This window comes from Pseudomonas sp. NPDC085632 (assembly GCF_044541255.1).
Classification (GTDB): Bacteria; Pseudomonadota; Gammaproteobacteria; order Pseudomonadales; family Pseudomonadaceae; genus Aquipseudomonas.
Genome location: NZ_JBITSX010000002.1, coordinates 266,587 through 279,142 on the forward strand (window position 1 = coordinate 266,587; position 12,556 = coordinate 279,142).

Sequence of the window (12,556 nt, forward strand, 5' to 3'; positions counted from 1 at the left end):
CTGGCCTTTCGATACAGCGCTAAAGCGCCCGATGTGTTTCAAGGGGCGTAAAAAAACCCGCCGAGGCGGGTTTTTTGTCGATCAGGTCACACGGGGTGATCAGATTTCGGAGAAGCACTCTTCGATGATCGCCAGACCTTTGTCCAGTTGCTCGTCCGGCGAAGTCAGCGGAACCAATACGCGCAGAACGTTGCCGTAGGTGCCGCAGGACAGCAGGATCAGACCCTTGTCGCGCGCCTTGGCCACAACCGACGCTACAGCAGCAGCGTTCGGCTTGTGGCTGTCGCCGTTTTCGAACAGCTCGACCGCGATCATCGCGCCCAGGGCACGAACTTCGCCGATCACCGGGTACTTGGCCTGGATAGCTTTCAGGCCAGTGACCAGACGCTCGCCGACAGCCTTGCAGCGGTCCAGCAGTTGCTCTTCTTCGAACACTTCCATTACGGCCAAAGCAGCGGCGCAAGCGATCGGGCTACCGGCGTAGGTGCCGCCCAGGCCGCCTGGAGCGATGGCGTCCATGTATTCGGCCTTGCCGCAAACACCGGCCAGCGGGAAGCCGCCAGCGATGGATTTGGCGAAAGTGGTCAGGTCGGCAGCAACGCCCATCTGTTCCATGGCGAAGAACGTACCGGTACGGCCAGCACCGGTTTGTACTTCGTCAGCGATCAGCAGGATGCCGTGCTGGTCGCACAGGGCACGCAGACGCTTCATGAATTCCTTCGGCGCAACGTAGAAACCACCTTCACCCTGTACAGGCTCGATGATGATCGCAGCGATGTCTTTCGGCTCGGCGTCGTTCTTGAAGATGCGTTCGATGGAAGCGATCGAGTCGTCGATGCTCACGCCGTGCAGTTCGTTCGGGTAAAGCGCGCGGAAGATGCCGCCTGGCATCAGGCCCATGCCGGCCGAGTAAGGCACGACTTTACCGGTCAGGCCCAGAGTCATCATGGTGCGACCGTGATAGGCGCCGGTGAAGGCGATCACGCCAGCGCGGCCAGTGGCGGCACGGGCGATTTTCACGGCGTTTTCCACGGCTTCGGAACCGGTGGTGACCAGCAGGGTTTTCTTGGAGAAATCACCTGGTACCTTGGCGTTGATCTTTTCGCACAGCTCAACGTACGGCTCGTAAGCCAGAACCTGGAAGCAAGTGTGAGTCAGCTTGTTCAGTTGTTCGGTCACGGCAGCGATGATTTTCGGGTGCACGTGGCCGGTGTTCAGTACAGCGATGCCGCCGGCGAAGTCGATGAACTCACGACCTTCAACGTCAGTCACGGTAGCGTTCTTTGCCGATTCAGCGAAGATCGGGTGAATCTGGCCAACACCACGTGGAACAGCTGCGGTACGGCGGGCCATCAGTTCAGCGTTAGTCTTGCTCATTACAGTCCTCATTCGCCGCTCATCGGGCGGCGTGGTTCAAGGATTAAGCGGGAGAAATCGACGGTGGCAGCATGCGATGATCGACTGCCACGGCGTTCCTGGCCGCAGAGAAAATTCCGGTTTGAAACGACGCAAAGGGACAGCGCTCTCGTGCCCTTTGCGTTTGCAGCGATCCTTGTCCGAGCTTAGATGCCCAAGCAGAGGTATTTGATTTCCAGGTAATCTTCGATGCCGTACTTGGAGCCTTCACGGCCCAGGCCCGAGGCCTTGATGCCGCCGAACGGCGCGACTTCGTTGGAGATCAGCCCGGTGTTGACGCCGACCATGCCGTATTCCAGGGCTTCTGCCACACGGAACACACGGCCCAGATCACGTGCGTAGAAGTACGAAGCCAGACCGAACTCGGTGTCGTTGGACATCGCGATCACTTCGGCTTCGTCTTTGAAGCGGAACAGCGGCGCCAGTGGACCGAAGGTTTCTTCCTTGGCCACGGCGGCGTTTTTCGGCACGTTGGTGAGGATGGTCGGTTCGAAGAAGTTGCCTTCCATCGCCTTGCCACCAGCCAACACGGTTGCGCCTTTGGATACAGCGTCAGCGATGTGCTCTTGCACCTTGGCCACGGCTTTTTCGTCGATCAGCGGGCCAGTGGTGGTGCCGTCTTCCAGACCGTTGCCGATCTTCAGTTTCGCCACGGCCACTTTCAGCTTCTCGGCGAATGCATCGTAGACCGAGTCCTGAATGTACAGACGGTTGGCGCAGACGCAGGTCTGGCCGTTGTTGCGGTATTTGGAAATGATCGCGCCTTCGACGGCCTTGTCCAGGTCCGCGTCGTCGAACACGATGAACGGCGCGTTACCGCCCAGTTCCAGCGAGACTTTCTTGATGTCCTTGGCGCATTCCGACATCAGTTGACGACCGATTTCGGTCGAACCGGTGAAGGACAGCTTGCGCACGATCGGGTTGCTGGTCAGCTCACTGCCGATGTCGCCGGCGCTGCCGGAAACAACGCTGAACACGCCCGCAGGAATGCCCGCGCGCTGAGCCAGTTCGGCCAGGGCGAAAGCGGAGAATGGCGTTTGCGAAGCCGGCTTGAGCACCATGGTGCAACCGGCAGCCAGCGCTGGGCCGGCCTTACGGGTGATCATCGCCGCCGGGAAGTTCCACGGGGTGATCGCAGCGGTCACGCCGATTGGCTGCTTGATCACGATCAGGCGCTTGTCTGGCTGGTGACCTGGAATCACATCACCGTAGATGCGCTTGGCTTCTTCGGCGAACCACTCGATGAACGAAGCGGCGTAAACGATTTCGCCCTTGGCTTCCGCCAGCGGCTTGCCCTGCTCAAGGGTCATCAGGCGCGCGAGGTCGTCCCGGTGCTCGATCATCAGTTCGAACCAGCGACGCAGCTTGCCGGCTCGCTCTTTGGCGGTCAGTGCACGCCAGGCCGGCAGCGCCTTGTCAGCGGCTTCGATGGCACGGCGGGTTTCGGCGGCGCCCATTTTCGGCACGGTACCGAGGATTTCACCGGTGGCCGGGTTATTAACCTTGATCGTCTGACCGTTGTCCGCATCGACCCAAGCGCCATCAATGAAGGCTTGCTGGCGGAACAACAGGGTGTCTTTAAGCTGCATGTCGGCTTTCCTTAACAGCACCGCGGCCTGCGCGGAGCAAATTATGATTGTAGAAAGGCGCCTCGCAAGGCTGCCGTCAGGGAAATCAGTGACCGGGTGTGGCGCATCAACCGTGGACGATTCGAAACACCGGCGCTTCAACGCCCGGTCAACGAGCGTTTGAAATCTCAAACGGATCGTAGGATCAAAGGGGTTAAAGGACAATAGGTCGTTCGAAAAAAAGAACAAAAACGCCGTATTTGTGGAAATTTTCAGATCAACGAGCCAAAAGCCTCAGCCGCAACAAAACCATAGAACAGTCCCGAGAAAGCGCCAAGCGAGGGTTTTGCAGGACGTTACCGCTTTATGGAATACCGCGATTTGCGCCGACACGCGCACTGACAATCCGCGCCGAAACCCAGCATGGACGCCCCGAGCCGACCTAGGTATGATGTCGCCCGCTGCACCAGTAGCTCAGCTGGATAGAGTACTGCCCTCCGAAGGCAGGGGTCGTGGGTTCGAATCCCGCCTGGTGCACCATTGATTTAAACGAGAAAGCCCCGGACTGTGATGGTCCGGGGCTTTTTTGTGGGCGTCTACGCCAGAAAACTGTTCATGAAGTCGTCTGCCGTCGACTGCACCCGCTTAAGACCAAATCCAAACAATGCCAATACATCACTGGCCGCGGTCGAGGGTGAAACATAAATCCCTTCGAGTTGTGGATCTCGCTGACTTAAAAGAAGTTGAACATTGCCATCTCGTAGTGAGTGGCCAATCACCACAAGCTCATTGTGGGCGATGAGATCCTGAACTTTGGTAAAGACCTTTTGCTTTGCGGCATTAGGCAGATCATCACTGGTTAAGACTAAAGTGCCCGGCACTATGGCCGAACCGACAAGTTTGTAAATGGTAAGCCCATCAAACTGTTTGTCCTCCGTAGTATCCGATGGGTGCACGACACGGAAGTTTAGCCCTTGAAGCTCAGAGGCCCTCTCAAATAGCGTGTCATAGTTTGTCGTAACGATATTTTTGAACACACGCACCGCTTTCATATGAGCGAGAGTGGGCTGTACTGTTTGTGGAGTATCCAGAACCTCGGCAATACGTTTCTCCAAGGCTGGTCGTCCAAAAAACTTCTCATAGTAAGAGGCAAGAGTACTGAAGTTGTGCGCCATCAGCTGTGTCGCATCCTGTGGCTCCCTCCACAGATCGTTTGATAGAATTCCCATCAGAACCAAAGCCGTTGGGTAGCCCGCCGCAACCGACATGCCGGCGCCAGCGAGCAATACCTTGCCATTGTTGATCATCGGTACAGGAACTTCGGCACGTGACGCAGTGACGACCGAATCCTTGATCGTATTTTTACGCCGGAATAGTTCCTTGTGCAGCGCGTCGGCAAAAAGACTTGTAACTGACTCCCCCACGGCTATCGCAAGATCATGGGCCAAATCAAATTCCCGTCGAAACAGACCATCCGTCCAGCTAGATACTTCTGTACGAAATTCATCGCGTTTGCGATCTTCGAGTGCCTTATAGCGTAGCCGTTTCATAAAAGGCAGAACGAGTTTGTCACTCGCGCGCGCTGCTTTAAATTCGAGATGTGTCACTGATAAACCTGAGCCACCACCGAAACCGTTGTCAGGCTCCCAGCCATAACGCTCACCTAATATCAAAATGAAGAGGTGACACTGTTCAATCTCAGTTTGGATGGTCTCCCAGCTTGAACGGCCGTCCGGTGAAATGCCTTCTGCGTTAACCGGTTCGATCCCCATCAATTTCAGTTGACGGATGACGGCATCACGCTCGTTACCCAGATCGTCCATTGTACTGCTTATGAATGCTCGAAGTTGATTCGCCACGGCCGTCCTTAACTGTTTGGAAAGTGGCGAAAGATTAGCAGAGGACGCGGTTAAAAAATCTTGATTTGCGCTTCTGGCGCTTGAAGATTTTCAGCAGTGCGCAGAACTCCGCCAAAATCGTTTCAAAAGGAATGGCGGGATGCAGGACGTTCGAGCAGAGGGAAATACGTCAGCCTCTTGCAGCGGTCTGAAAGGCGATTGAGTAACGGTCGATTGCGTGAGGGAAGATCCTTACTCCGTCGTCCAATCGAACTCGTCGTAATCATCGTCGTCCTCTTCCTCCTCAACCTCCTCAAAAACCTCGTCCCCATCAACGACATCCTCTTCCGGCTGATTCAGCAGAAACTCCTTACGCGTCTCGGTAATCGCGCGCCGCATCTCTTCGCCCTTCTCCGGGCAGTTGAGCAGTTGGGCGATGCGGTCAATTTTCGATGCCACGTTGTCCTCCAGCGGATTGGCAATGCCCTGATATTGCGCGCTTTTGCGGGGCAATGCCAAATGGCTGGGGGATCAAGCGGTCATTTTTTCTGCAACTGTTCGAGCCGGGCGTCGAGATCGGCCTTCGGGTAGCGTTTGTGCAAGTTGTTGAACAGGCTGTCGGCGGCTTGCGACTGGCCGGATTCGCGCAGGCGCAGGACTTCGCGCAATTGTGCATCGAGACCATTGGCCGGGGCGGCGGCGCGCTTGCTGAGTTTCACTTCGTCGGCATTGATCGCCTGGCTTTGCATCGGCGCCGCCATTTCCGCCATTGGCGCAGGGGCGGGCATGGCGCCAGCGGGGGCGCTCAAAGCCTCGGGCGACTGTTTGCGGGCCAGCGGTGCTGAAGGTTTGGCGGCCGGAGCGAAGTCGAATTGTGGCTGCGGTTCAGGCGCGCGCTGCACCAGCGACAGCATCAGGGCGACGCCGACGAGGCTGGCGAACGCAACTTGCCAGCGCGGTTTACGGCAGGCATCGAGCCAGCGTTGCCACATCCCTGGCTTCGGCGCCGGGGCTTCACGGCGGGCTGCCTTGAGAATGAACGCATCAAGGTGCGCCGGCGGCTCGGCGTTGTGCTGTTCGCGCACATGTTTGATCAGCGGATCTTCGGGTGTCTGGCGGGCGTCAGTCATGTCAGTACCTCCTCGGCCAGCAGCCGACGCAGTTTTTGCTGGGCGTAGCGCAAGCGGCTTTTGACGGTTTCCAGCGGTGTTTCGGTGAGGCTGGCGATTTGTGCCAGGTCGAGGTCGCCGTGGGCACGCAGCAGGAACACTTCACGCTGGTCGGCGGGCAGGGTTTGCAGGGCGCTTTCCAGGCGCTGGCTGTCACGGCTCAGAGTGAGCAGTTGTTCGGGGTCGTTCGCCTCATCGCTGACAGCATGATTTTGCTCGTCGTAGCTGTCGTGCAGCGGCTGTCGGGCGCCGTGTTTGCGCCAGTGATCGATCAGACGATTGCGGGCAATCTGGAACAGCCACGTACGAAATGTCGCCCGGCCTTGTGGCTGACTGCTGCTGCGGATCAGGCTCAGCCAAGTGTCCTGAAACACCTCGTCGGCCAGTTCCGGTTTGCCGCTCAAACCGAGCAGAAACCGGTACAGGCCTTGGCGATGGCGCGCGTACAAGGTCTCGAACGCCGCGCCGTCGCCCTGGCGATAACGCGCCAGCAGCGATTCATCGCTGTTGGCGGTTGAGCTGTCTGCCGAGGCAAACAGCTGACTGATGAAGCCTTTCAGACGACTCACTTATTCGATCCGTTGTTCAGTGGCCACCGCGTTCGATGCGGTTGAGCTGCGCAAGCTCTGCGCCAGCTCGACCAGTTGCACGAACTCGTTGCGCAGACCGAAGCGATCATCGCCGCGAGCGCCACGGGCCAGTGCCTCGGTGTCTTTCAGGCTGAAGTCGCCGGTATAGCGACCGTCCTTGAGTTGCTGGGAGAATGCGGCCACGGCGGCGGCAAAACGCAGATCTTCGCTGGCGGTTGCGACTTGGTTGGCGATCGGCCGTTCGATCAGCAGACTTTTCCCACCTTCGGGCTGTTGATAACGCACACGCAGCATTGCCAATTCTCCGCTCTTTGTCGAAATAGCGGCGTCAGATTTGCCGTATCGCAGCGGCTCCAGCCAGCCCTGCTCACCTGCCGGAACAATTTCGTACAGCGCGGTCACCGTGTGTCCCGCACCGATTTCGCCGGCATCGACTTTGTCATTGCTGAAATCCTCACGCTTCAACGCGCGGTTTTCATAGCCGAGCAGGCGATATTCGCTGACCTGTGCCGGGTTGAATTCCACCTGCAATTTGACGTTTTTTGCCACCACGGCAAGCGTCGAACTCAACTGATCCACCAACACTTTGCGTGCCTCGCGCAGGTTGTCGATGTAGGCGTAGTTACCGTCGCCAGCATCGGCCAGTTGTTCCATCAAGTGTTCATTGTAGTTATCCACACCAAAACCCAGCGTCGTCAGCGAAATTCCGCTCTTGCGTTTATCCACAGCCATTTGCTTGAGGCTGTCGAAGTCGCTGACGCCGACATTGAAGTCACCGTCGGTGGCTAACAGGATGCGATTGATGCCTTTGGGGATGAAAGCCTGCTGCGCCATTTGATAGGCCAACTCGATGCCCGAAGCGCCAGCGGTCGAACCACCGGCGGTCAATTGCTCGATGGCTGTACGAATTTTCGCTTTCTCCCGTCCGGAAGTCGGCTCCAGTACCACTCTCGACTCACCGGCGTACACCACCAAAGACACGCGATCCTGATCGCGCAATTGATCGACCAACAATTTCAGCGTGCTTTTGACCATCGGCAGGCCTTCGCGGCGGTCCATCGAGCCGGACACATCGACCAGAAACACCAGATTGGCCGGGGCCAATTCCGTCAACGCGCGGTCGGAGGCCTTGATGCCGATGCGCAGCAAGCGGGTGTGTGGGTTCCACGGCGAGGCGGCCAGTTCTGTGGTCACGCCAAACGGCGAGCCATCGCTGGGCAACGCGTAGTCGTAGGGGAAGTAATTGACCATTTCTTCCAGCCGCACCGCGCCTTCCGGCGGCAGACGCCCCTGATTGAGCAAGCGGCGCACGTTGGCGTAGGCGCCAGTGTCGACGTCAGCGCTGAAAGTCGAAACCGGCGTTTCGGCGACGCTGTGAATCGGGTTGTCGGCCAGCGCCTGATACTGCTCGCGCTGCTCGTCACGATAGCCCTGTGGATAACTGTCCGCGCCGGGCATCGCTGCGAAACTGGCGATTGCCGCCGGACGGGCGATACGCTTGGCCATCGCCCCACCGGCCATGACTGTTTCCTGTTGAACCTGCAACTCAGGTTGCGCTGGCGCAGGCATAGCAGCGGAATCAGGTTTGGAAGACACACCGCAACCGGCGAGCGCCAGCAGCACACCAACCGCAACAGGGCGTAAGAAAGGAAATGACATGGGGCTGACCTCGGGGATGAAATTGATCATTCATCCACTGAGACGGGCAGCCCTTTCAGTTCGGGTTAAACGCCGCTAAAAAAATTTCAGCGGTGATAACGCCGCACCGCACTGCTGTTACGCAGCACATGGCCTTTGATTTTTTCCATCAGCTCGGCACGGGTCAAACCGGCCGGCAAGGCGTCTGGCGCCAGATCCAGTGCGTAGATCTGGATGATGTAGTGGTGCGCGCTGTCACCCACTGGCGGGCACGGCCCCATGTAGTGAGTGTTGCCCTTGCTGTTGGTGCCGCCGACGCCCTCGAACGCAGACTTGGCGCCGACGCCCGCAGCGATCTGGTGCGTGGTGGCTTTGATGCCGTAATGAATCCAGTGATCGACGCCCAGACCTTTTTGGCCGTCGGGATCGTGCATGACGATCGCGTAACTCTGGGTTGCGGCAGGTCCTGCGTTCCAGTTCAGTGCCGGCGACTGATTCTTGCCGCCGCACCCGGCCGCATCGCTGGCGGCTGCCGAGGTGAACAGGCGGTTATCGGAAACACCCGGGATGTTCAGGGTGAAACGCTCCTGGGCCTGCGCCGGAAACTGCACGCAAAGGGTGACGGCGAGGGCCGCCAGCCATGGGTTGAGAGAGGTCAATCGGGTCATTCCGGGAGCACCTTGTGCAGTGGGGCCGTCGTCGGCCTGCAAACTATAGCTGTACCGTTCGTGCCGTGGCAGTGGCAAATGGCTGAACCTCGCACCGATGCACAAACTCACAAGAGAAATGCCCGCGAGGAAGCCGAACATGTCCCTGCACCGCGTCGCCCGTTTCGCCGATGTCCCTGAAAACCGTGGCCTGCAAGTTGAAATCGGCGGCTGCAAGATTGTGCTGTTGCGCATCGGTGAGCAACTCCGCGCTTTTCAGGGCGAATGCCCACATGCCGGGGCGCCGCTGGCTGACGGAGCGCTGTGTCACGGACGCCTGATCTGCCCGTGGCACAAGGCTGCGTTTCGCGCAGAGGACGGCGCGTTGTGCGAGCCACCAGCGCTCGACAGCCTCAAGCGTTACCCGCTGGAACGGCGTGGCGATGAGGTTTGGGTCGATGATCAGCCGTTGCCCGACCCGCATACACCTCCGGCGGATGATTCGCGTACGTTCGTGATTGTCGGCGCCGGGGCGGCAGGTACCGCGTGTGCAGCGGCGCTGCGGGAAAAGGGCTGTGGTGGCCGGATCGTGATGATTGATCGCGAGGCGGAGGCCGGTTACGACCGCACGGTGCTGAGCAAATTTGTCCTCGCCGGGGACATGCCCCCCGAGGAAATACCGCATCTGCGTGAAGATGAGTTCTTTAAAGCGCAGCGCATTGAACGCCAACGAGGTGAAATCAGCTCAATCGATGCCTCGGCCAAAACCCTTCACCTCAATGACGGCCAGACGCTGCGCTACGACGCGGCCGTGCTGGCCACCGGCGGCGAGCCCAACCCATTGGAACTCCCCGGTGCCGACCTGCCGCAAGTCTTCGTGCTGCGCTCCAAAGCCCAGGCCGAACGGATCATGAACGGCGCGAGTCCCGATCAACGCGCCGTGATCATCGGCGACAGCTTCATCGCCCTCGAATGCGCCTCGGCCCTGCGCCAATACGGCCTCGATGTCACGGTGCTGGCTCGTCACGCGATTCCTTTCGCCGCGCAATTCGGCGAGGCCGTGGGCAAAGCCATCCGCACGTTGCACGAGGAAAACGGCGTGAAATTCATCAGTGAGTACGAAGCCACAGAGATCATCGGTGACGGCAGGGTCGAAGCAGTGCTGCTGGACAACGGCCTGCGGCTCACTGCAGATCTGGTGCTGGCGGGAATCGGCGTGCACCCGGCGACCGAGGCTTTCGCGTCATTGCCGAGGGAAAAAGATCAGTCATTGCGCGTCGATGAAGGCATGCGCGTCAGCGAAGGCCTGTGGGCCATCGGCGACATCGTCACGTTCCCGTTGAACGGCCAGTTGCAGCGCATCGAGCACTGGCGCCTGGCTCAACAACATGCGCGAATCGCTGCCGCCAACATGCTGGGCGGCGAAGAGCATTATCTGGATGTGCCGTTTTTCTGGACCTGGCACTTCGGCAAGAATTACGACTACCTCGGCCATGCCGAACATTGGGATGAGGTGGAGTTTCTCGGCGAGCCTGAACAACCGCCATTCATTGGGCTGTTTGGCAGAAATGGTGTGCTGGTCGCCGCTGTGGCTTGCGAGAAGGAACGGGCAATGGCGCTATTGGCCGAACGGATGAAGCAGCCACTAGCAATGGAAGAAGCCTGGGCACTGATCCGCGATTAGTACTGATCTTCTGCACTTGATCGTTCCCACGCTCTGCGTGGGAATGCAGCCCGTGACGCTCCGCGTCACTGGACGCGGAGCGTCCCTAGAGGCATTCCCACGCGGAGCATGGGAACGATCAACCGCTTAGCGCGTCAGGGGTTCGCGATTGTCGTCATCTTCAGCATGCAGAAAGATTACCCGAGGATGTTCCAGCGGTGCCAGCGGCGGTGGCAATTCCTGCTGCTGAACCGGCCAGAAGTGCGTCACCACATGGCTGATGTCACCTTCCTGATCGTTGTGGATGGTCATCACGCCGGGCGTGCGCAGTTTCTGAAAGCGTTCATCGCAGAGTTTGAAACTCTTGCTCAACCCTTCATCGTCGATCACCGGTGATGGCAACCGGCGCTGGGCGAAACTGCGGCTTTTGCGCTGCTGATAACGCGCCCAGCCGATCAGAAGCACCGCATTGACCAACGCCACCCACAGATAAATCTGCAACGTGCCCAGCGCTTCGAACGCCGAGTTGTCGATACGCGGCCCCCCCGCATGGGTTTCAACCAATGGCCATAGCCCACGGATCAGCAAGAACAGCAGGCCGACCCACGCCACCACGGTAAGAATCACATCGACCACGACCAGAAAAGGCCGCTGGCGGGTCCGGATGATTTTCATTTGATGACCTCCTCTTCGTCGTCCCCGATCGGTTTGATGCCGCGGTCAGGGCTGACCCAACGCGCGCGTTTCTGATGTTGGCCGAACAAGACTTTCGGGAAGCTGACCAGCGTGGTCAGCAGACTGACAAACCAGAATGCAATCGGGTACCAGACCACCCAGAACATGGTCTTGCCCAACCCCGGCTCGTAACGGCGGTCAATGATGATGCTGACCGCGAACTGCACCAGACAAACAAACGCCAGCAGCAACCCGGTAAACGCTGGCGGCATCAGGTGATCCACCGCGATCGCCTCGGGCATGACCACGAACTTGCCCACGCCCCAGAAAATCACCGACAGCAGGAAGGTAAACGCCCAACCGGTCGACAGGCAGTATTCGAACAGCAGCGGCCACAGGTAACGATGGCGGTACTGCCAGATGCCACGAATATTCTTGAACAGCACTTCGGCGCCGCCCTGAGCCCAGCGCAGACGCTGCTTCCACAGGCCACCGAGGGTTTCCGGCATCAGGATCCAGCACAACGCTCGCGGCTCGTAGAAGATGCTCCAGTGATCGAGTTGCAGCTTCCAGCTGATGTCGATGTCTTCGGTGATCATGTCCGGGCTCCAGTAGCCGACGCGGTTCAGCGCGGTACGGCGGAACGCTACGATCACCCCGGACACGGTAAAGATCCGCCCGAACACTCGTTGTGTACGTTTGATCAGACCGATGATCGACGAGAACTCACCGACCTGCACCCGTCCGACCAACGTCGAACGCGTGCGAATCCGTGGGTTGCCGGTCACCGCGCCAAGACGTGCGTTATCCAGCATCGGCGCGACCAGATAGGCCGCCGTGTTCGGCGCCAGCAACGCGTCACCGTCGATGCACACCAGATACTCACTGCGCGCCGCGATGGCACCCATGCGCAATGCGACGGCTTTGCCCTGGTTTTCCGCCAGATGCAGCACGCGCAAACGTGGATCTTCCTTGGCCAGCGCATCAAGCACTTCGGCGGTGTTGTCCTTGGAGCCGTCGTTGATCGCGATGACCTCGATGTTCGGATAATGTTGGGCCAGTGCCGCGTGAATCGTGTCGGCGGCGTTGTCACCTTCGTTGTAGCAAGGAATCAGAATCGAGATCAGCGGCTCGCCTTCCAGCGGCGGCGGCAAGGTGTCGTCCTTCCATGGCCAGTGGCGCTCCCAGTGCAGCCAGAAATACAGGCCACCGGCAATCCACAACCCGGACATGAACAGCGGGTAGAAGAACACGAAGTCCATCAGGAACTGCCCGGTCACCAGGAAGATCAGGCCCAGCGGCACGCCGAGGACGAGCGCCAGAACAAGCAGGGCTAACAGTCTATCCAGCAT

At 59.0% G+C, this 12,556-nt stretch carries 11 protein-coding genes and 1 tRNA gene; 2 read left to right on the forward strand and 10 right to left on the reverse strand.

The genetic code is table 11. The features are described from left to right. Nucleotides 1-99 precede the first annotated feature (99 nt). Entirely contained in the window at nt 100-1,377 is a 1,278-nt protein-coding gene (gabT, locus tag ACIF4X_RS03100; RefSeq protein WP_397480872.1) for a 4-aminobutyrate--2-oxoglutarate transaminase, read from the reverse strand. 185 nt (nt 1,378-1,562) lie between these two features. Then, nucleotides 1,563-3,005 (reverse strand): NADP-dependent succinate-semialdehyde dehydrogenase, encoded by a 1,443-nt coding sequence (gene gabD, locus ACIF4X_RS03105; protein ID WP_397480873.1) that lies wholly within the window; start codon nt 3,003-3,005, stop codon nt 1,563-1,565. A 442-nt stretch (nt 3,006-3,447) separates the two neighbouring features. Between gabD and ACIF4X_RS03110 the strand changes: the two genes are divergently transcribed. Continuing rightward, nucleotides 3,448-3,524 (forward strand) — tRNA-Arg (locus ACIF4X_RS03110). Nucleotides 3,525-3,580: 56 nt separating this feature from the next. On the opposite strand, the gene ACIF4X_RS03115 is transcribed toward ACIF4X_RS03110, so the two are convergent. The 6 genes from ACIF4X_RS03115 to ACIF4X_RS03140 all read right to left on the reverse strand — a co-directional run bounded on the left by ACIF4X_RS03115 (nt 3,581) and on the right by ACIF4X_RS03140 (nt 8,887). After that, nucleotides 3,581-4,843 carry a DUF4062 domain-containing protein gene (locus ACIF4X_RS03115; RefSeq protein WP_397480874.1) on the reverse strand — a complete coding sequence of 421 codons (1,263 nt, stop codon included), beginning with the start codon at nt 4,841-4,843 and terminating at the stop codon, nt 3,581-3,583. A gap of 231 nt (nt 4,844-5,074) precedes the next feature. After that, nucleotides 5,075-5,341, reverse strand: a complete 267-nt coding sequence (locus ACIF4X_RS03120; protein WP_397480875.1) for a hypothetical protein — start codon at nt 5,339-5,341, stop codon at nt 5,075-5,077. A 20-nt stretch (nt 5,342-5,361) separates the two neighbouring features. Then, nucleotides 5,362-5,952 carry a hypothetical protein gene (locus tag ACIF4X_RS03125; RefSeq protein WP_397480876.1) on the reverse strand — a complete coding sequence of 197 codons (591 nt, stop codon included), beginning with the start codon at nt 5,950-5,952 and terminating at the stop codon, nt 5,362-5,364. Continuing rightward, nucleotides 5,949-6,530, reverse strand: coding sequence for an RNA polymerase sigma factor (locus ACIF4X_RS03130; protein WP_397480930.1), 582 nt, complete (start codon nt 6,528-6,530; stop codon nt 5,949-5,951). Before ACIF4X_RS03130 ends, ACIF4X_RS03125 begins: the two co-directional genes overlap by 4 nt. 30 nt (nt 6,531-6,560) lie before the next feature. After that, a complete protein-coding gene (locus ACIF4X_RS03135) occupies nt 6,561-8,240 on the reverse strand; it encodes a von Willebrand factor type A domain-containing protein (protein WP_397480877.1) in 1,680 nt (559 codons plus the stop codon). Nucleotides 8,241-8,326: 86 nt separating this feature from the next. Then, the gene (locus ACIF4X_RS03140; RefSeq protein WP_397480878.1) at nt 8,327-8,887 is read right to left on the reverse strand and encodes a YbhB/YbcL family Raf kinase inhibitor-like protein; all 561 of its coding nucleotides are present in this window, start codon (nt 8,885-8,887) and stop codon (nt 8,327-8,329) included. A gap of 139 nt (nt 8,888-9,026) precedes the next feature. On the opposite strand from ACIF4X_RS03140, the gene ACIF4X_RS03145 reads away from it, so the two are divergent. Continuing rightward, the gene (locus tag ACIF4X_RS03145; protein ID WP_397480879.1) at nt 9,027-10,550 is read left to right on the forward strand and encodes an FAD-dependent oxidoreductase; all 1,524 of its coding nucleotides are present in this window, start codon (nt 9,027-9,029) and stop codon (nt 10,548-10,550) included. 126 nt (nt 10,551-10,676) lie between these two features. On the opposite strand, the gene pgaD is transcribed toward ACIF4X_RS03145, so the two are convergent. Both pgaD and pgaC read right to left on the reverse strand, forming a co-directional pair. Then, a complete protein-coding gene (pgaD, locus tag ACIF4X_RS03150; protein WP_397480880.1) occupies nt 10,677-11,204 on the reverse strand; it encodes a poly-beta-1,6-N-acetyl-D-glucosamine biosynthesis protein PgaD in 528 nt (175 codons plus the stop codon). After that, complete coding sequence (gene pgaC / locus ACIF4X_RS03155) at nt 11,201-12,556, reverse strand: poly-beta-1,6-N-acetyl-D-glucosamine synthase (RefSeq protein ID WP_397480881.1); 1,356 nt, start codon at nt 12,554-12,556, stop codon at nt 11,201-11,203. The genes pgaD and pgaC overlap by 4 nt, the downstream gene beginning before the upstream one ends.